Annotated in this window: 16 protein-coding genes and 1 pseudogene; 12 read left to right on the top strand and 5 right to left on the bottom strand. The window is 72.5% G+C overall.

Going from position 1 to position 18,246, the window contains the following annotated elements; all coding sequences use genetic code 11:
• Positions 1 to 36: 36 nt before the first annotated feature.
• Entirely contained in the window at positions 37 to 786 is a 750-nt protein-coding gene (locus ACFU3E_RS20400; protein ID WP_384159829.1) for a GntR family transcriptional regulator, read from the top strand.
• 26 nt (positions 787 to 812) lie between these two features.
• Positions 813 to 1,967, top strand: a complete 1,155-nt coding sequence (locus ACFU3E_RS20395) for a type ISP restriction/modification enzyme (protein ID WP_384159826.1) — start codon at positions 813 to 815, stop codon at positions 1,965 to 1,967.
• Between the two features lie 216 nt (positions 1,968 to 2,183).
• Here ACFU3E_RS20395 and ACFU3E_RS20390 read toward each other — a convergent pair whose 3' ends face one another.
• The gene (locus ACFU3E_RS20390) at positions 2,184 to 2,900 is read right to left on the bottom strand and encodes a TetR/AcrR family transcriptional regulator (RefSeq protein WP_384159823.1); all 717 of its coding nucleotides are present in this window, start codon (positions 2,898 to 2,900) and stop codon (positions 2,184 to 2,186) included.
• A 63-nt stretch (positions 2,901 to 2,963) separates the two neighbouring features.
• On the opposite strand from ACFU3E_RS20390, the gene ACFU3E_RS20385 reads away from it, so the two are divergent.
• Together ACFU3E_RS20385 and ACFU3E_RS20380 are read left to right on the top strand one after the other, a co-directional pair.
• Complete coding sequence (locus ACFU3E_RS20385) at positions 2,964 to 3,929, top strand: ATP-binding cassette domain-containing protein (RefSeq protein WP_384159820.1); 966 nt, start codon at positions 2,964 to 2,966, stop codon at positions 3,927 to 3,929.
• Positions 3,926 to 4,747, top strand: a complete 822-nt coding sequence (locus ACFU3E_RS20380) for an ABC transporter permease (RefSeq protein WP_384159817.1) — start codon at positions 3,926 to 3,928, stop codon at positions 4,745 to 4,747. Before ACFU3E_RS20385 ends, ACFU3E_RS20380 begins: the two co-directional genes overlap by 4 nt.
• 179 nt (positions 4,748 to 4,926) lie before the next feature.
• Here ACFU3E_RS20380 and ACFU3E_RS20375 read toward each other — a convergent pair whose 3' ends face one another.
• From ACFU3E_RS20375 to ACFU3E_RS20365, 3 genes are all read right to left on the bottom strand, one after another.
• The gene (locus tag ACFU3E_RS20375) at positions 4,927 to 5,193 is read right to left on the bottom strand and encodes a hypothetical protein (protein ID WP_356660354.1); all 267 of its coding nucleotides are present in this window, start codon (positions 5,191 to 5,193) and stop codon (positions 4,927 to 4,929) included.
• 126 nt (positions 5,194 to 5,319) lie between these two features.
• Positions 5,320 to 6,138, bottom strand: coding sequence for an anti-sigma factor domain-containing protein (locus ACFU3E_RS20370; RefSeq protein ID WP_384159813.1), 819 nt, complete (start codon positions 6,136 to 6,138; stop codon positions 5,320 to 5,322).
• Positions 6,135 to 6,677 carry a sigma-70 family RNA polymerase sigma factor gene (locus tag ACFU3E_RS20365; RefSeq protein ID WP_384159810.1) on the bottom strand — a complete coding sequence of 181 codons (543 nt, stop codon included), beginning with the start codon at positions 6,675 to 6,677 and terminating at the stop codon, positions 6,135 to 6,137. The genes ACFU3E_RS20370 and ACFU3E_RS20365 overlap by 4 nt, the downstream gene beginning before the upstream one ends.
• Positions 6,678 to 6,904: 227 nt before the next feature.
• Here ACFU3E_RS20365 and ACFU3E_RS20360 point away from each other — a divergent pair, with 227 nt between their 5' ends.
• The 4 genes from ACFU3E_RS20360 (at position 6,905) to ACFU3E_RS20345 (ending at position 13,608) form a co-directional block, all read left to right on the top strand.
• Positions 6,905 to 8,437 carry a DUF4331 domain-containing protein gene (locus ACFU3E_RS20360; protein WP_384159807.1) on the top strand — a complete coding sequence of 511 codons (1,533 nt, stop codon included), beginning with the start codon at positions 6,905 to 6,907 and terminating at the stop codon, positions 8,435 to 8,437.
• Positions 8,438 to 8,539: 102 nt separating this feature from the next.
• A complete protein-coding gene (locus tag ACFU3E_RS20355; protein WP_384159804.1) occupies positions 8,540 to 10,255 on the top strand; it encodes a tetratricopeptide repeat protein in 1,716 nt (571 codons plus the stop codon).
• Positions 10,252 to 11,880 carry a nickel transporter gene (locus tag ACFU3E_RS20350; RefSeq protein ID WP_384159801.1) on the top strand — a complete coding sequence of 543 codons (1,629 nt, stop codon included), beginning with the start codon at positions 10,252 to 10,254 and terminating at the stop codon, positions 11,878 to 11,880. The genes ACFU3E_RS20355 and ACFU3E_RS20350 overlap by 4 nt, the downstream gene beginning before the upstream one ends.
• Before the next feature lie 114 nt (positions 11,881 to 11,994).
• Positions 11,995 to 13,608, top strand: a complete 1,614-nt coding sequence (locus ACFU3E_RS20345; RefSeq protein ID WP_384159798.1) for a serine/threonine-protein kinase — start codon at positions 11,995 to 11,997, stop codon at positions 13,606 to 13,608.
• A gap of 4 nt (positions 13,609 to 13,612) precedes the next feature.
• Here ACFU3E_RS20345 and ACFU3E_RS20340 read toward each other — a convergent pair whose 3' ends face one another.
• On the bottom strand, positions 13,613 to 14,419 hold the full coding sequence (locus ACFU3E_RS20340) for an SGNH/GDSL hydrolase family protein (RefSeq protein ID WP_384159795.1): 807 nt from the start codon (positions 14,417 to 14,419) through the stop codon (positions 13,613 to 13,615).
• A 223-nt stretch (positions 14,420 to 14,642) separates the two neighbouring features.
• Here ACFU3E_RS20340 and ACFU3E_RS20335 point away from each other — a divergent pair.
• The 4 genes and pseudogenes from ACFU3E_RS20335 to ACFU3E_RS20320 form a co-directional block, all read left to right on the top strand.
• A pseudogene (locus tag ACFU3E_RS20335) lies at positions 14,643 to 15,058 on the top strand (S8 family peptidase); the annotation flags it as partial.
• Positions 15,059 to 15,551: 493 nt separating this feature from the next.
• Complete coding sequence (locus ACFU3E_RS20330; protein WP_384159792.1) at positions 15,552 to 16,373, top strand: glycosyltransferase family 2 protein; 822 nt, start codon at positions 15,552 to 15,554, stop codon at positions 16,371 to 16,373.
• A complete protein-coding gene (locus ACFU3E_RS20325; RefSeq protein WP_384159962.1) occupies positions 16,370 to 17,422 on the top strand; it encodes a glycosyltransferase family 2 protein in 1,053 nt (350 codons plus the stop codon). The genes ACFU3E_RS20330 and ACFU3E_RS20325 overlap by 4 nt, the downstream gene beginning before the upstream one ends.
• On the top strand, positions 17,419 to 18,219 hold the full coding sequence (locus tag ACFU3E_RS20320) for a polysaccharide deacetylase family protein (RefSeq protein WP_384159789.1): 801 nt from the start codon (positions 17,419 to 17,421) through the stop codon (positions 18,217 to 18,219). The genes ACFU3E_RS20325 and ACFU3E_RS20320 overlap by 4 nt, the downstream gene beginning before the upstream one ends.
• Positions 18,220 to 18,246 lie beyond the last annotated feature (27 nt).

The raw sequence follows: 18,246 nt of genomic DNA, 5'->3' as shown, positions 1-18,246 counted from the left end.
CTTGCACTGATCATTTCCTAGCGGTACGGATGGCCCGTGACCTCCTTCGCCCCGGACTCCATCGTCCTGAACCGCAAGCTGCCGCTCTGGTACCAGGTGTCGCAGTCGCTGCGCGCCTCGATCCTCGGCCGCTCGCCCCAGGACCCGCTCCGCCTGCCCACCGAGGAGCAGCTGGCCGGGCACTACGGCGTGAGCGTGCTGACGATGCGGCAGGCACTCAAGGAGCTGGAGGACGAGGGACTGATCACGCGCCACCGCAGGCGGGGCACCTTCATCGAGCCGCACGCGCGCCGGGGCTCCCCGGTGCGCCTGCTCGGCTCGGTCGACACGATCGTGGCCCAGCAGTCCGGCATGACGACCGAGCTGCTGGAACACGGCAGCGGGCCCGTGCCGGGCGAACTCGCCGAGTTCTTCCCGGACGTGCGGGAGGTCTCGACGTATCACCGGCTGCGGAGCGACGAGAAGACCGGTGAGCCGACGAACCACGCCCGTAACTACGTGCGCCCCGAACTGGCCGCGCGGATCGACCTGGACGACCTCGTCCGATGGCCCATGACCAAGGTGCTGCGGGACGTGGTGGGGGCGGACATCAGCCGCATCACGGACACGGTGGAGGCGCGGCTCGCCGACCCGGAGACCTCGAGGCTGCTCCATGTGCCCCTGCTGAGCCCGATCCTGCACTACACGGGCGTGACGTACGACGCCGGGGGGCGGCCCCTGGACGTGGCCGTCATCCACTACCGGGGGGACCGGTTCTCCTTCACGGTGACCCTGGACGCCACCTGACCCGCGTGTCACCGGCAGGTCGTACGATGCCGAGCGTGACGCACGACGACGCTCCGCCGCTGGCGGACCTCATGCCGTGGTCCGTCGCACCGCCGCGGCTCGGCCGGGGCTGGCCGGCGGCGCCCGACGCGGCGTCCCTGAAGGCACGCTGGGACGCCTTGGTGAAGGCCGAGGGGCCCGACCGCGAGGCCCTGTTCGAGCCGACCCGCTCGCGTACGTTGCACACAGCGGTCGGTCAGCTGCCCGGCCGGAGCGGCAGCGGCACGGAGAAGCTGACACGCGCCTCGGGGCCCTGCCCGGAGCCGGAGCGCGTCCTGCTCGCGCCCTATGACGAGCAGTGGCTGATCCCCGACCAGCGGCTGATCGACGCGGCGCGCCCGGAGTTGTGGCGGGTGGCGGACGAACGGCAGGTCTTCGTGGTGGAGGCGCCCGAGGCCACCCCGCCCCTGCTCGTCACCTCACTGCTCCCGCTCCTCCGCCCCGGCCGCGTACGTCCGCTGTTCCGCCGCCCGGGCGGCCGCGAGCCGAACCTGGCCCCGGGCCTGCTGGAGCACCTCGGCACCCGTCTGGGCAGCGACCCGGCGCCGCTGGACGTACTCGCCTGGATCACGGCCACGGCCCGCCCGGACCTCACCGTCCCGCTCACCGGGGACGCCGGCGAGTGGGAGCGGGGCCTCGAGCTGGGCCACCGGATGCTGTGGCTGATGCGCCGCGACGGCGAACGCCCCAAGCTCCCCGGCGGCCGCCGCCCCTACGTCCGCGCTCCGCTGCCCTCCCGGCCCGTGACGCTGCACTACGACCGGGACGAGGAAGCCCTGTTCCTGGACGAGGGCCGCATCTCGCCGGTGCCGCCGGAGGCCTGGGACTTCGAGATGGGTGGAGTCCGTGTCCTTCAGCAGTGGTTCGAGACCCGCGTCGCCGTCCCCGAGCCGGGCACGCTGGCGGCGATCCGTCCCGCCACGTGGCCCCAGGCCTGGACGTCGGAGCTGCTGGAGCTGATCACCGTCCTCGCGCTCCTGGCCGAACTGCGCCCCCTGGAAGAGCCGGAACCGCCCGACCCGGTCACGTCGGCGGAGCTGCGTGAGGCGGGCGTCCTCCCGGTGCCGGGCGCGGCCCGCCGGCCCGCGTCGGTGCTGGAGGGGCCCGAGGAGGGCCCCGAGGGGCAACTGGCGCTCCTCTAGTGCCGTGCGGTGTCGCGCTCTCTGGTGCCGCGGCAGGCAACGTTTGCCCGTCAAGGAGCGGCGTCCGGTGCGTGCTCTCGGCGTGCCGGCCGGAAGTCCTCGGACTGGTTGTACTCGGGCTTTCGGCCGGTGCGGCGAGTGGGGGTCCCCCCTGCTCGAAGAGCTTGGGGGAGCGTGCCGGGCGTCACGACGGGGCGAACGTTGCCTGTCGCGGCACTAGCGAAGGCCGGGGTCGAAGGCGTCCAGGACGCGTTCGAGCGCCCGCCGGAAGACCGCCTCCAGATCGACCGGCCCGCTCTGTTCCATGAAGGCCGCAGCCAGCCGCGGATACGCGCCGGTGGCGATCCGGCTGCCCAGATAGGCCATGCGGACCGCGTTCTCCTCCTCCGCCGACCACGGCATGGAGCGGGTGCGTTCGGCGGTCGCGATCTCGTTCCCGGCGTATGTCGTCACGACGCCGTTGAGCAGCGCGATCAGCTCCGTCTTCGTGCCGGCCGGCACGTCGAGCGGTTCGAGGCAGGCCAGGCAGTGCTCCAGGTAGCGCAGGGTGCGGGGGCTGAAGCCGAACACGCCCGGCATCAGGCGCGGCACCCAGGTGTGGCGGTACATGATGGCGCGCGTCTCCTCCGCGTTGCGGAGCATGTCGGCGCGCCAGTCACCCGTGGGTTCGAACAGCTCGTGCTCGGCACCGATGGCGTCGATCATCAGCTCGTACAGGTCCTCCTTGCGGGGGACGTAGTTGTACAGCGACATCGTGCCGCAGCCCAGCTCCGCGGCGACGTGCCGCATGGTGACGCCGTCCAGCCCCTCCGCGTCGGCGATCCGCACCGCCGCCGCCGCGATGTCGGCGCGGGTGAACGCCGGTTTGGGCCCACGGCCGGTGCGCTCGGGGCGCGCCCAGATCACTTCGGGTACGGCCGCTCGGCCCGCCATCGGTCATCACCTCGGTCACCATCCTAGTTACGTACAGCGTACGTAGTGCGCTATGGTCCTGCCATGACTTCTACGTACGCTGTACTTAGTGAAGGTCTGGAGAAGCGGTTCGGGGACGTCCGCGCCCTGCGCGGGCTGGACCTCGCGGTCGCCGAGGGGACGGTCTGCGGGATCCTGGGGCTCAACGGGGCGGGCAAGACGACGGCCGTACGGCTGCTGACGACGCTGCTGCGGCCGGACGCGGGATCCGCCAGGGTCGCGGGGCACGACCTGGTCCGCGAGGCCGCGGCCGTCCGCAGCCGGATCGGTGTCACCGGGCAGGACATCTCGATCGACGGGGACCTCACCGGACGCCAGAACCTCCGGTTGTTCGGCCGGCTGCACCGGGTGCGCGGCCCGGCCGGCCGGACCGCGGAACTCCTCGACCGCTTCAGCCTGACCGAGGCCGCCGACCGCCCCGCGTCCACCTACTCCGGCGGCATGCGCCGCCGCCTGGACCTCGCGGCGAGCCTGATCCGCCGTCCCGACGTGCTGTTCCTGGACGAGCCGACGACCGGCCTCGACCCGGTCAGCCGCACCCTCATCTGGAACGTGGTGCGCGACCTGGCCGCCGAGGGCACGACCGTGCTGCTCACCACGCAGTACCTGGAGGAGGCCGACCGACTGGCCGACGACATCGCCCTGGTGGACCGCGGCCGGGTCGCGCACACCGGGACCCCGGCGCAGCTCAAGTCCCTGATCGGGGCACACGCCGAGGTCGTCGTACCGGACGCGGACGTGCTCGCGAAGGCCGCGGGCGTGCTCGACCGGCTGACGGGCGCGCAGCCGTCGTTCGACCACGAACGCAATGCCGTGGGCGCGGTCAGCAGGGACCCGGCACTCACGATCCCGCTGCTGGTGCGCGCCCTGGACACGGCGGGCGTGGCACTGCTCGACGTGAGCCTGCGCCCGCCGACCCTCGACGACGTGTTCCTGCGTCTGACGGAGACCACGACCGAGACGACCGACGTGAAGGAGCGTGCCGCGTGAGCATGCCGGCGTACGACGGGACCGCGATGCTGGGCCGCCAGCTGCTGCGGCTGCGGAACAACCCGGGACTGCTGATCCTCACCCAGACGATGCCGATCAGCATGCTGCTGTTCTTCGGCTATGTCTTCGGCAGCGCGCTGGCGGTGCCGGGCGAGGCGTACCGGTCGTTCCTCGTGCCGGGCCTGCTGGCGGCGACCGCCGCGGGCGGGATCATGACCGGCATGTTCCAGGCGGCCCAGGACACGCACCGGGGCGTGACGAACCGGTTCCGTACGCTGCCGATGAGCCGGGCGGCCGTACCGCTGGGGCAGGCGGCGGCGGACGTGGTGGCCACGGCCGCCGGGACCGTGCCGTTCCTGCTGGTGGGCCTCGCCGTGGGCTGGCGGGTCGAGGGCAGCCCGCTCGAAGCGGCGGGAGCGTTCGCGCTGCTGATGCTGTTCCGCTTCGCGTGCACGTGGGCCGGGATCTACCTCGGCCTGCTCACCCGTAACGAGGAGGCGGCCGGTCAGCTGGGCGGTGCGACGTTCCTGCTGCCGCTGCTGTCCAGCGCCTACATCCCGACGAGCGGGCTGCCGGACTGGCTGCGGACGGTCGCCGAGTGGAATCCGATCAGCGCGGTGGCGACGGCCCTGCGGGACCTCTTCTCCGCCGGGCTCTCGGCTTCGCTCGAGCAGGGAGGGGCCCCCATCGCGCCGGTGCCCGACGAGGCGGCCTGGCCGGTGGCCCACCCCGTCGCGGGGTCGTTCCTGTGGTGCGCCGTGCTGCTCGGGGTGTTCGTGCCGCTGGCCGTGCGCCAGTACGCGCACGCGGAGCGGTGAACGGGCGGCCGCAGCCGCGGACGTCGCCCCCGGTCACTGCCGGGCGGGGATGAGGCACCGACAGGGGGCGTGCCGCGCTCGGGAACACACCTGGCGCCGCTGCGTGCCGCGGGGATGACGGACGACGGGTGTCGCAGCGCTGTCGCCAGGGGCGGTGTCGACCGCCCGAGCGCGGGCCCCTACCTGCTGCCGAAGAGCGAGCGGCGCAGCCGGCGCAGCGGCGCGAAGAGCGAGACGCGACGCACGCGCGCACCCCTGCCACTGCGGTCGTGCGGCTGACGCGCGGTCAGTTCCCGCATCAGCGAGGTCGCCTCGACCGTCTCCCGCTGGGGGACGGCGGGGCCGCCCAGCACCGAGAGGTGGCGGTCGAGGCGCGAACTGGTCGCGCCGCTCCCGCAGGTGATCGCAGGGACCCTGGCCCTGCTGCGCACTGTTATCTGATCCATGTCACTCCCCACCCGTACGAGTCCACCCGGCCCGGGCAGGTTAACCCTATCGCCCCGTCCGGGCACTCGTGTATCGCGGTCACAGGATTCACCTTCCCCATAAGGGGGTTGACGATGTATCTCCGATTACTCTCCGAATCCAACAGATTTCAGGGCGAGTTGGACGATCGGCTGGGTAGTGGGCTGCGGCGATCCCCCGGCGGGTTCGACGGTCACGGCCAGTGACGTCGCCGAGGCGCCCAGACCCGTCGCGACCAGGGGCGTGTCGCCCTCGAAGAGCCCGAGGGAGCGTGGTTGCGCGGCCGGGCGCATGAGCCACAACTGGTGCACGCGGCCGCCCGACGGGGCGCCGTATCCGCCGAGGGTGACCACCGCACTCCCCTCCGTGGCGGAGGCGACCACTCCGATGGTGCGGCCCCGCTCGTCCCGGCCACGGCCCGCACGGGCGTCCGGAGCTGCCAGAACGTGGGCGATCTCACGTGACCGATCTTGCTCGGCCGCCAGCTGGTCCTGGGCCCGGTCCGCCTGCACGGCGAACAGCGACGCGACGACGAGGGCCGCGGCTGCGGTGACCGTGGCGAAGGGCACGAACAGCGGGATCCGGCGCCGTTGCCGCTGCCGGGGCGGCGGCTGGGCGCCCCACACGTGCGGCGGCAACTGCGTGGCACGCGCCCGGGCCGGCTCGCGCGCCGCACCCTGCGGTGGCGGGTCCTGCGGAGTCGTCCGTACGGCGAGCATGACCCGGTCGCGCATCGCGGCCGGGGGCGGGGCCGCCGTGGACCAGGCCAGCCGGACGGCGTCCTCGCCCAGGGCGCGCACCTCGGCGGCGCAGCGGTCGCAGTCCCTCAGATGTTTCTCGAAGCGGACCCGCTCCGGCGGCTCCAGGGCGTCGAGCGCGTAGGGCGCGGCGAGCGAGTGCAGATCCTCGCGGCGGAAGAGGCTCATGCCACACCTCCCAGGCACTCGCGCATACGGGTCAGCCCGTCCCGCATCCGGGTCTTGACGGTGCCCAGTGGCAGGGACAGCTGCTCGGCCACCTCACGGTACGTGTAGCCCTCGTAGTAGGCGAGGGTGACCGACTGGCGCTGCAGGACCGTGAGCCGGTCCAGGCAGCGCCGCACCCATTCTCGTTCGAGGCCGGCCTCGACCTCCTCGGTGACCTGGTCGAAGGCGGTCTGGTTCGCGCGGAGCGCCTCGCGCTGCTCGCGCTCGCCGGCCGCCCGCGCGCTGCGCACCCGGTCGACGGCGCGACGGTGGGCGAGGGTGAGGATCCACGACATCGCGCTGCCCCGGCCCGGGTCGAACTTCGCCGCGGACCGCCACAGTTCGAGCAACACTTCCTGAGCCACCTCCTCCGACTGGGCGGGGTCGCGCACCACACGCCGTACGAGACCGAACACGGGGCCGGACACCAGTCCGTACAACTCCTCAAAGGCCTGCTGGTTCCCCCCTGCCACGAGCAGCAGCAGCTCGTCCGCCTCCACTCGGTCCCCCTCTCCGAGGCCGCACCTGGCCTGTCCCCTCGCACGAGGCATTCGCAACGCACACACCTCCGGAAGGGGTTACGGATCAGCGCGCCGAAAACGCGGGTCGCCTCACGATGAAACAACTTTCCCCGCCCGCCGTAAGAACGTTTGAGATTCGACCAATCCGCTTCGCCGACCGCTCCGAATGGCGTGTGTCAGGCAAGTTGGCACGGAGGACGGACGGCATGACACCTATCTCCAGGACCGGTGCGGGACGCACGAGCATCGCGACCGTGATCTGTGGCGCGCTGGCCGCCGGCGGGCTCGCAGCCGCCGGTGTGACCGCGCTGGAACCCGAGGAGGCCTCCGCCTCCAGCCACCGCGAGGCCCCGCTGATCTCGGGGACACCGCAGTACGACAACACCGACGTGTACGCGTTCGTCAGCCCGGACAAGCCGGACACGACGACCATCATCGCGAACTGGATCCCGTTCGAGGAACCGGCCGGCGGGCCGAACTTCTTCACGTTCGCCGAGGACGCGCAGTACGACCTGCGCATCGACAGCGACGGTGACGCGAAGGAGGACCTGCTCTTCCGGTACACGTTCAAGACGCACACGAAGAACGACAAGACGTTCCTGTACAACACGGGTCCGGTCGAGAGCCTCGACGACCCCGACCTCAACATCACGCAGACGTACGACCTCGAGCTGATCAAGCTGCGCGACCTGAAGGCGGTGTCGAAGACCAAGGTCGCCGACGACGTGCCGGTGGCGCCGTCGAACGTCGGCAAGGCGTCGATGCCGGACTACGACACCCTGCGCGAGCAGGCGGTGCACAAGCTCGCCGGGGGCGCCCAGACGTTCGCCGGGCAGGCCGACGACCCGTTCTTCCTGGACCTGCGCGTCTTCGACCTGCTGTACGGCGGGAACCTCTCCGAGGTCGGCAACGACACGCTCAAGGGCTACAACGTCAACTCGATCGCCCTGCAGGTGCCCAGCAGCTTCCTCACCGAGTCGCACGACCAGCCGATCGTCGGCATCTGGTCCACGACGCAGCGCAAGAACGCCCAGGGCCACTTCAGGCAGGTCTCGCGCCTCGGCAACCCGCTGGTGAACGAGGTCGTCAACCCGCTGAAGGACAAGGACACGTTCAACGCGTCCGCGCCGCGGGACGACGCCCAGTTCCTGGAGAACGTCACCAACCCGGAGCTGCCCAAGCTCATCGAGGCGATCTACAAGATCCCGGCGCCCGCCGAGCCGCGCAACGACCTGGTCGACGTCTTCCTCAAGGGCGTCAAGGACCTCAACCAGCCGCCGCACGTGACGCCGTCGGAGCAGCTGCGGCTCAACACGTCCATCAAACCGGCCGCCAAGCCCAAGCGGCTGGGCGTCCTGGACGGTGACAACGCGGGCTTCCCGAACGGCCGTCGCCTCACCGACGACGTGATCGACGCGTCGCTCCAGGTCGTCGAGGGTGAGCTGCTGGGCGCGAAGAACGACCTCGGCGACGCGGTCGACAAGAACGACAAGAAGTTCGGCAAGTCCTTCCCCTACCTGGCCAACCCGACCGAGGGCTCGCGCGGCCCGCTCGCCAAGGGCGTGGACGGCGGCAACGACGTCCGCAGCCAGCTGGGCGACGCGCTCCAGCCGGCCGGTGCGCAGGGCTCGGACGACATGCGCCTGATCGCCGCGTCCGCAGGGGCGGGGGCGGGCGGCATCGTCCTGATCGGCGCGGCCCTGATGTGGTGGCGCCGCATGCGGAACCGGGCGTACTGACCCGCTCCGCTCCCACCGACTGGCGCGGCCCGTTTCCCCGTCCCCCACGGCGCGGGCCGCGCCGCCGAGTCCCGCACCAGCACATCCGAACGAGGAGAGGTCATGCCTCCGCGTACGACCGACAGCACGCCGGAGAGGCGCGACGACGACCGAGCGCCGTCGACGGACCCGGAGCCCGAGGAGCGGCTCGGTGGTTCGGCTGTCGGCGAAGCCGACTCGCCTACGGACACCGCCCCCACGGAGGCGGGCGGGGACGGGCCCCGGACAGACGACGGGCCCCGGACCGGCACCTCCCGCACCGGAACCGGCGAGGGAGAGGACCGGGAGGAGTCCCGTGGTGGGAACCGGCCCGGCCTCTCGGCGCTCGCCGAGGACCGCGACGGCACCGGTGACGGCGGCACGTCCGGCGCCTGCTCCGACGACGACGGCCCGGGTGCCGGTCAGCGGGTCGCCGCGATGCGGCGGGCCGCCGACGGGGGACGGCGGTGGCGGGCCCTGCATCTGGCCGGGTGTGCCGTGCTGCTGGCGGTCGCGGTGACCGGTGGGGCCGTCGCGGTCGGGGGCGTGCAGGACCGCGGGCCCGGCGTCGGCTCCGTGTCGGCGGCCGGGGCGTTGTCGCCCGGTGATCTCGCCCGGGGGGACCTCGACGCGGGGATCGCGTCCCTGCAGAAGCATCTTCGCGCCCAGCCGAGGGACTTCGGCGGCTGGGCCACCCTCGGGGTCGCCTACGTCGAGCAGGCCCGCACGAAGGGCGACCCCTCCCGGTATCCGCAGGCCGAGCGCGCCCTGAAGCGGTCCCTCGGCCTGGAGCCCGGCAACGACCAGGCCCTGGCCGGACAGGCCGCCCTCGCCGCCGCCCGGCACGACTTCCCCGGCGCCCTCACCTACGCCGGCCGGGCCCTGAAGCAGAACCCCTACAACGAACGCGCCCTGTGCACCCGTGTCGACGCCCTCGTCGAACTCGGCCGGTACGACGACGCGGCGAAGGCCGCGGAGACCGCCGACGACAGACGCCCGGGCGTGCCCGTCTTCACGCGGTACGCGTACGTGCGCGAACTGCGCGGCGACGTCCGCACGGCGCGTGAGGTGCTGGAACGCGCCCTGGGTTCCGCGAACGCCCCCGCCGACGTCGCGTACGTCGCCACCGCCCTCGGGCAACTCGCCTGGAATCAGGGCGACTACAAGAGCGCCCTGGGCCACTACGCCCGTGCCCTCGCCGCCGACGACACGTACCTGCCCGCCCTGGAGGGCCGTGCCCGCGCCCAGGCCGCGAGCGGTGACAGGGCCGCCGCCGTGACGGGGCTGGAGCAGGTCGTGGCCCGGTTCCCGCTGCCCGGCCCGCTCGTCGCCCTCGGCGAGCTGTACGAGGACCGCGGCGCCGACGGCGACCGGGCGAAGGCCGGCGACCAGTACGCCCTCGTCGACGCCTGGACGGCCCTCGCCCGCGCGGGCGGCGTGAACGCCGACCTCGACTCGGCCATGGCCGCAGCCGACCACGGCGACAAGAAGGAAGCCCTGCGCGCCGCCCGCGCCGAGTGGGACCGCCGCGAGAGCGTGCACACCGCCGACGCCCTCGCCTGGGCCCTGCACGTCAACGGCCGCGACGAGGAAGCCCTGCCGTACGCCCGCCGGGCCACCGCCACCGGCTACCAGAACGCCGCCTTCCTCTACCACCGCGGCGTCATCGAACGCGCCACCGGCGACCAGGACGAGGCCCGCGCACATCTGAAGGCCGCGCTGGACCTGAACCCCGGCTTCTCGCCCCTCGGCGCGCGCGAGGCCCGCACCGCACTCAAGGACCTGGAGGGCAACCGGTGACCCTGCGCCGGCTGTTCGCGTCCGGCGCCGCCGTCCTCACGGCCGCCTGCGCGCTCACCCTGCTGCCCGCCGCCACGGCGAGCGCCCACCCGCTGGGCAACTTCACCGTCAACCGCTACGACGGCCTGGTCGCCGCCCCCGGTGAGCTCCGGGTCCACCATGTCGAGGACCTCGCCGAGATCCCGGCGACCCAGGCGGGTCCGGACATCGAGCGGCTGGGCATCGACATGTGGGCCCGCGAGCGCTGCGCCACGGCCGCCGCGGACAGCAGGGCGACCGTCGACGGACGCGGGGTCGCCCTCACCGCCGAGCGCAGCCAGGCGCGCGTGCGGCCCGGGCAGGCGGGACTCGACACCCTTCGCGTGGAGTGCGAACTGACCGCTCCGCTCCCGTCGGGCGAGCAGACCGTGGCTCTCGGCTTTCGCGGGGCGGGTGCCTCCGGCGGCCCGGGCTGGCGGGAGATCACCGCGCGCGGCGACCGTATGACGCTCGCCGCGTCGGACGTGCCGGAGAAGTCGATATCGGACGAACTGACCAGCTACCCCGAGGAGTTGCTCTCCTCCCCGGCCGACACCGCGTCGGCCGCCCTGCGGGTGCGCCCCGGTGGTGCCGCCCTGGCCGAGGGGGAGTCGGACGCCCCCGCGGCCTCCGTGCTCCCGCGCGGCGCGGACCGCTGGACGCGCGCGTTGGACGACCTGGTGGCCCGGCAGGACCTCTCCGCCGGCTTCGCCGCGCTGGCTCTCCTCATCGCCGTCGTCCTGGGTGCGATGCACGCGCTCGCCCCCGGGCACGGCAAGACGATCATGGCCGCGACGGCGGCGGCCCGGGGTGGCCAGGCCCGGATGAAGGACGTCCTGCCCATGGCCGCCTCGGTGACCGTCACGCACACCCTGGGCGTGGTCGCCCTGGGCCTGCTGGTCACGGCCGGTTCGGCGGCGGCGCCCTCGGTGATCGCCTGGCTCGGTGTCGCCAGCGGCCTCCTGGTGACCCTGGCGGGCGCGAGCCTGGTCCGCCGCGCCCTGCGCCACCGCGCGCACACCCACCCGCACGGCCGTCATCACGGCCACGGGGCCCACACCCACGACCACGACGACCACCACCACGGCCACGACGGTCACCACCACGACCACGCGCACGACCACGACCACGACCACGCGCACGACCACCATCACGACCACGACCACGACCACGACCACCCGCACGATCACCCCCACTCCCCCTCCCACCCCCACACGATCGAGCACACCCACGGCGGTTTCACCCACAGCCACCCCGTCGCTCCCACCCTCCGCGGCACGATCCTCATGGGCTTCGCGGGCGGGCTCGTGCCCAGCCCGTCCGCCGTGGTGGTGCTGGTCGGCGCCGCGGCCCTCGGGCAGGCCTGGTTCGGCCTGCTGCTCGTCGTCGCGTACGGCGTCGGGCTGGCGCTCACCCTCACGGCCGCCGGGTACGCCGTCGTCAAGGCGGGCAGCGGCATGACCCGGCTCCTGGACCGGCGCCCCCGCTGGACGGCGGGCCCCATGGCGGCCCTGGTGCGCCGGACCGCTCCCCTCGGCTCGGCCTTCGCCGTGGTGGTTCTCGGTGCCGGACTGGTGTTCAAGGGGGCGGCATCCGCACTCGGCTGAGCTACGTTCGTGAGGCATCGGACGTCAGGAGAAAAGCGGACGTCGTGAGGAAAACCGACCTCATGGGGAAAACACACCCCATGGAGATTTCGCCCGGCTGCGAATGGGGGCGCCGTGTTCGAAGAACCGGGCCATGAGCGTGTGATCGCGGGCCGCTACCGGCTCCTGGCACCGCTCGGCGAGGGCGGCATGGGGACGGTGTGGCGCGCCCGCGACGAGGTGCTGCACCGCGAGGTCGCCGTCAAGGAGGTGCGCGCCCCGTCCGGCCTGGCGGGCGACGACGTGCAGCGGATGTACGCGCGGCTGGAGCGGGAGGCTTGGGCGGCGGCCCGGGTCGCCAACCGCAACGTGGTGACGGTGTACGACGTGGCGACGGACGACGGCCGGCCGTGGATCGTCATGGAACTGGTCCGCGGCCTCTCCCTGGCCGAGGTCCTGGACGCCGAGGGCCCGATGGCACCGCAGCGCGCCGCGCACATCGGCGCCGAGGTGCTGGCCGCGCTGCGGTCCGCGCACGAGGCCGGGGTGCTGCACCGCGACGTGAAGCCGGCCAACGTGCTGATCTCGAACGACGGCCGGATCGTGCTCACCGACTTCGGCATCGCCATGGTCGAGGGCAGCTCGGCGCTGACCATGACCGGGGAGGTCATCGGCTCGCCGGAGTTCCTCGCCCCGGAGCGGGCGCTGGGCCGTACGCCGGGCCCGGAGTCCGACCTGTGGTCGCTCGGGGTGCTGCTGTACGCGGCGGTCGAGGGCCACTCCCCCTTCCGTCACGACACCCCGCTGAGCACGCTGCGGGCGATCGTCGACGAGGAGCTGCCGCCGCCGTACCGGGCGGGTCCGCTCGCCCCGGTGATCGAGGGGCTGCTGCGCAAGGATCCGGAGCAGCGGCTGCCGCCCGAACGGGCCGAGCAGGATCTGCGGGTCGTCGCCGCGGGGGGATCGCCGCGCGCGGACACGCGGGCGGTTGCGTTCCCGCCGACGGTCGCGGGCCACCCCGAGCCCGCTCCCACGCCCCCGATGCCGTTCCCGGGCCGGCCGGCGGCGTCCGGGTCGACCGCCACCACGACGGCGACCGGCCGGGACGGGGATCGCAGGGCCGGTCAGGTGCTGGTCGCGGGCGTGATCGCGCTGGCGCTCGCCGTGGGCGGGCTGACGTACGCGCTGCTGAACGACGGGGACGGTTCCGGCGACAACGACCAGGGCGCCGGGAACGGTACGCCCACCGCGACCAAGAGCCCGCCGCAGAACACCGGGACCGAGAAGTCCAGCCCGTCACCGACCCCGAGCGAGACGAAGGAGAGCAGTCCGCCGCCGCCGCAGTCGGTGCGTATCGCCCTTCAGGGCCGGCGCACGGACTACTCGGGCACCTGTCCGCCGCCGAACGCCCAGGCGCCCGAGTTCACGGCGACACTCACCGTGGGGCGGCTGCCGGCCGAGGTGAGCTACCGCTGGGTGACGCAGGACGGCCAAGTGCTCGACGGGGGCTGGAAGACGCTGTCGTACCCGGCGGGCGGCGGCCGTGCGAAGCAGGACACGGTGCGGGTGACGACCGAGGCGGAGACCGGGACGTTCGAGAACGAGATCAGCGTCGAGGTGCGGGAGCCGGTGCGGACGACGTCCGAGTCGGTGCCGTTCTCGGTGACGTGTGAGACGGAGACCCCGACGGGCGGGGCCTCCCCCTCTCCTTCCGGCTCGGGCTCCGAAACGGACTCGGACTCCGGCTGAGCGGTCAGTCGTTGTTGTTGAGCACCGGCAGGTAGCCGCCCGACTGGCCGGGTGCCTTCGGGTGGTACGACTCACCGATGTTGAGCCAGTTGACGCTGTGCAGCCAGGAGTCGCCGGAGCAGATCTCGTGGCCGGTGAAGGTGGTGCGTACGTCGCCGAAGGCGAAGCCGTGGTCGGCGGCGCGCTTGGCGATGGCGGTGTTGAGGTGGTCGGAGGCGTCGTTGATGGCCTTGCGCTTGGTCTCGGACATGCCGAGGCAGGTGGCGCCGAGCTTGTAGAAGCGGGGGTAGCCGAGGACGACGACCCGGGCGGTGGCGGCCTTGGAGCGGATGGCCGAGTACACGCCGTCGAGCTTGCCGGGCAGCGTGGAGTCGACGTACGCCCGGGCGGAGTTGATGCGGGAGACGCAGGCGCTGTCGGACTGGGTCACACAGGTCGTCATGACGTCGGCGAATCCGGCGTCGTTGCCGCCGACGCTGATCGAGACGAGGGCGGTGGAGGCGCTGAGCGGGGCGAGCTGACTCGCCAGAACATCACCCGTTCGGGCGCCCGAGCAGGCCGTGAAGTCGAAGGTCGAGGGTGAGTGGGCGGCGGCCCAGAGGTAGGGGTAGGCCTTGGTGCTGCGCTTGCAGTTGCCGCTGGAACTGATGTAGCTGCCGGCTCCGACTCCGGAGGAGTAGGAGTCACCGAGCGCCACGTAGCCGCCAGTTGCGGCGAGTGAGGACGCCTGCGCCGTCGCAGCCCCGGTGAGGGCGGTGCCGACGGCGAGGAGGAGCGAGCTCACGAGGACGACAAATCGGGAACGTCTCATGGAACCTCCCTTTAGCAGGATCTCTGCCATAACCGTCGTAGCAGCTACGCGTGTTGACAGGAAGTGTCCATGCCAAGTCTTTTCGGCCTCCCGGTGAATGCACACGGCTCGTTCACAGGGGGTCGTGTTACGCACCCACCTCCCCTTGTTGCGCGTACATCCCCCACATGACGCGCGCCCCACCCAGGCGCGCGCCCAGGAGGACTCCCTCGTAACGGCATCACTGCGCAGCAAGAGACTCGGGTTGGCCGCACTCACCTCGCTGGCGACCGCCGCCCTCGTGGGCGGGCTCACCCCCCTCCCCGCCCAGGCCGCTCCCGCCGAGGGCCGGGTGCCGGCCGCGGACTCCCCGACGGCGGTCAAGGACAGCTACCTCGTCACGCTCAAGAAGAGCGTCGACCTGAAGGCGTCCTCGGCCGCGGGCAAGGGGCTCGTCTCACGCTCGCCGCCACTCAGACCAGCGCCCCCTGGGGCCTGGACCGCATCGACCAGGCCGTGCTCCCGCTCTCCGGCACCTACACCCACCCGGACAGTGCGGGCAGCGGTGTGACGGTCTATGTGATCGACACCGGTGTGCGCATCACCCACCAGCAGATCAGCGGCCGTGCCTCACACGGCTACGACGCGGTCGACGGCGACTGGTGCGGGCGCCGGTCACTGCACGATCCAGCATCTGAACACGCGTTCCCCGAAGGCCCTGATCGCCTCCGGGGAACGCATGTTTATGCGAAGGGAACGGGCAACTTGCGTCGCACAAGACACCTGCAACAACGACCAAACCAACAAAAACGTGAGAGGCCGTTCCAGGTCTTGCCATACGGGTTCAATCGTCAATACCGTCATACATCTCACCCGCATCGGTCCGTCAGTACGCGGCTCCAGGGGAGGGCTCAAGGACCGCGACGAACCGGCGCGGGGCGCGGTAGGGGGGTGCCGTGCCCGGTGATCGCAACTGTCTCCGGGCCGTGCCGCGCGGTCGGCTGCCATTTTCGCGGCCGGCCAGCTTTGCCAGCTCACCCGGCGTGCCCGAAGCTCCAACTCGGCGTGCCACGGGTGAGAACCCCCCTTTCGAACCGGACTGGATCCGGACTGCCCTGGGGGGGCGGTCCACCGGACGAGAGGGACCAGACTCATGAGCTCAGTTCTGCAGCCGGCCGCGACGGACCCGTATCCGCCGACCGCCGGAAAGTACCGGCCCGTCTCCTCGCACCTGGCGATAGCGCCGCCGGTGAGCGTGGTCATCCCGGCGATGAACGAGGCGGAGAACCTTCCGTACGTCTTCAAGTCCCTGCCCGGCTGGGTCCACGAAGTGGTCCTGGTCGACGGCAACTCCACCGACAACACCGTCGAGGTGGCCCGCGAGCTGTGGCCCGAGGTGAAGGTCGTCGAGCAGCGCGGCAAGGGCAAGGGCGACGCCCTGATCACCGGGTTCCAGGCCTGCACCGGCGACATCATCGTGATGGTCGACGCGGACGGCTCGGCGGACGGCGGGGAGATCCTGTCGTACGTCTCCGCCCTGGTCTCCGGCGCGGACTTCGCCAAGGGCTCCCGCTTCGCCAACGGCGGCGGCACCGACGACATGACCTTCATACGCAAGCTCGGCAACTGGGCGCTGTGCACGGTCGTCAACCGCAAGTTCGGCGCCCGCTACACCGACCTCTGCTACGGCTACAACGCGTTCTGGCGCCACTGCCTCGACAAGATCGACCTCGACTGCACCGGCTTCGAGGTCGAGACGCTGATGAACATCCGGGTCGTCAAGGCCGGGCTCAAGGTGCAGGAGATCCCGAGCCACGAGTACCTGCGCATTCACGGCACCAGCAATCTGCGGGCCGTGCGGGACGGACTGCGCGTCCTGAAGGTGATCCTGCAGGAGCGCTCCAACCGCCGTGCCCTGCGCCGCCGTTCACCCCGGTCGCCGATGCTGGACGCGATGCGGGGAGAGGTGTCTTGAGCGGTCCCGGCATCTCCGTCGTGATCTGCGCGTACACCGAGGACCGCTGGGAGGACATCCTCGCCGCGGTCTCCTCGGTCCGCGCGCAGTCGTGGCCGGCCCTGGAGACGCTGCTGGTCGTCGATCACAACGAGACGCTCCGGGAGCGGCTCGCCAAGGAGTACAAGGAGTCCTCCGACGGCGCTGTGGTGCGGGTGCTCGCCAACGCGGGCCCCCGCGGTCTGTCCGCGGGCCGCAACACCGGCATCGCCGCCGCGCGCGGCGAGATCGTGGCCTTCCTCGACGACGACGCCGTGGCCGAGCGCGACTGGCTGCGGCACTTCGCGGAGGCGTACGGCGACCCCCGGGTGATGGCGGTCGGCGGGCGTACGGTGCCGGTGTGGGCGTCGGGGCGGCGGCCGGACTGGTTCCCGGAGGAGTTCGACTGGGTGGTGGGCTGCACGTACCGGGGCCTGCCGCGCGGCCGGGCCCGGGTGCGCAACGTGCTCGGCGGCAACGCCTCGTTCCGCCGCAGCGCCTTCGACGCGGCGGGCGGCTTCGCCACCGGCATCGGCCGGGACGGCGACAAACGCCCGCTGGGCTGCGAGGAGACGGAACTGTGCATCCGCCTCAGCCGCGCCCGGCCCGACGCGGTGCTACTGATCGACGACCGGGCGGTGATCCACCACCGGGTGCCCGAGGTCCGCGAGCACTTCCGCTATTTCCGCACGCGCACCTACGCGGAGGGCCTGTCCAAGGCCCTGGTCGCCCGGAGCGTCGGCGCGGAGAAGGGCCTGGAGTCCGAACGCCGGTACGCCACCCGGGTCCTGCCGGCCGGGGTGGCCCGGGGACTGCGGGACGCCCTGCTGGCCCGGCCGGGCGGTGCGGGACGGGCCGGCGCGATCGTGGCCGGGGTGCTGACGGCGGCGGGCGGTTACGTCGTCGGCAGCATCCGGGCGCGCCGCGGCGGAACCGCGTTCTCGGTGCCCGAGGTGAAGGCGGCGGCCCCGGGTGCGGGACCGTCGCGCGTACCGGCCGAGGAAGCGGCCAGGGAAGGGGCGAGTCCGTGAGCGACGCCCGCGTGCCGATCCTCATGTACCACGCGGTCGCGACCGACCCGAACGACGCGACCCGGGCCCTGTCGGTCACCCCGGAGGCGTTCGCCGAGCAGATGGCGGTGCTCGCCGACCGGGGCCTGAGGCCCGTCACCACGGCCGGACTTGCCGCGTACTGGCGCTCCGGCCGCGCGCTGCCGGAGCGGCCGGTCCTCATCACCTTCGACGACGGCTACGAGGGCGTGCACCGGCACGCCCTCCCCGCGCTCGCCAAGCACGGCTTCCTGGCCACCCTGTTCGTCTCGACCGGGTGGCTCAGGGGGCCGTACGACACCGGGGGCGGCCTGGACACCATGCTGGACTGGGACCAGGTCCGCGAACTCGCGGCGGGGGGTGTCGAGATCGGCGGGCACAGCCACAGCCACCCGCAGCTCGACCAGGTCTCCGAGGCCACGCTGCGGTTCGAGCTGATCCACTGCAAGGAGATCATCTCGGACCAACTGGGTACCGTACCGGCCTCGTTCGCCTACCCCTACGGCTACTCCAGCCGCCGGGTCCGGCAGGCGGTGCGCGAGACGGGTTACGCCCAGGCCCTTGCCGTCGGCAACGGCCTCGCGCGTCGCGCGCAGGGGCCGTACGCGCTGCGGCGGGTGACGGTGCGCCGCAGCACGGGTATCGAGGAGTTCGAGCGGGTGATCGAGGGCCGCGCGATCGCCCGTACGTTCGCCGGGGACCGTGCCCTCACCCGGGGGTACGCCCTGGTGCGCAGGGCCCGGCGGGCGCGCGGGCTGGTCGCCCGCTCCGGGGGCTGACCTGCGCAGGGGCAACATGCCGCGTGC

The sequence above is a fragment of the Streptomyces sp. NPDC057424 genome (assembly GCF_042803315.1).
Taxonomy (GTDB): Bacteria; Actinomycetota; Actinomycetes; order Streptomycetales; family Streptomycetaceae; genus Streptomyces.
The sequence above is the reverse complement of the archived record's forward strand: the minus strand, read 5'-3'. Positions and strand labels throughout refer to the sequence as shown.

Bases quoted from the DNA above. Each gene is read 5' to 3' on its own strand.
- ACFU3E_RS20330 (WP_384159792.1), top strand. From the start codon at position 15,552: ATGAGCTCAGTTCTGCAGCCGGCCGCGACGGACCCGTATCCGCCGACC.
- ACFU3E_RS20370 (WP_384159813.1), bottom strand. From the start codon at position 6,138: ATGAGCCTCTTCCGCCGCGAGGATCTGCACTCGCTCGCCGCGCCCTAC.
- ACFU3E_RS20340 (WP_384159795.1), bottom strand. From the start codon at position 14,419: ATGAGACGTTCCCGATTTGTCGTCCTCGTGAGCTCGCTCCTCCTCGCC.
- ACFU3E_RS20395 (WP_384159826.1), top strand. From the start codon at position 813: ATGCCGAGCGTGACGCACGACGACGCTCCGCCGCTGGCGGACCTCATG.
- ACFU3E_RS20355 (WP_384159804.1), top strand. From the start codon at position 8,540: ATGCCTCCGCGTACGACCGACAGCACGCCGGAGAGGCGCGACGACGAC.
- ACFU3E_RS20385 (WP_384159820.1), top strand. From the start codon at position 2,964: ATGACTTCTACGTACGCTGTACTTAGTGAAGGTCTGGAGAAGCGGTTC.
- ACFU3E_RS20375 (WP_356660354.1), bottom strand. From the start codon at position 5,193: ATGGATCAGATAACAGTGCGCAGCAGGGCCAGGGTCCCTGCGATCACC.
- ACFU3E_RS20390 (WP_384159823.1), bottom strand. From the start codon at position 2,900: ATGGCGGGCCGAGCGGCCGTACCCGAAGTGATCTGGGCGCGCCCCGAG.
- ACFU3E_RS20360 (WP_384159807.1), top strand. From the start codon at position 6,905: ATGACACCTATCTCCAGGACCGGTGCGGGACGCACGAGCATCGCGACC.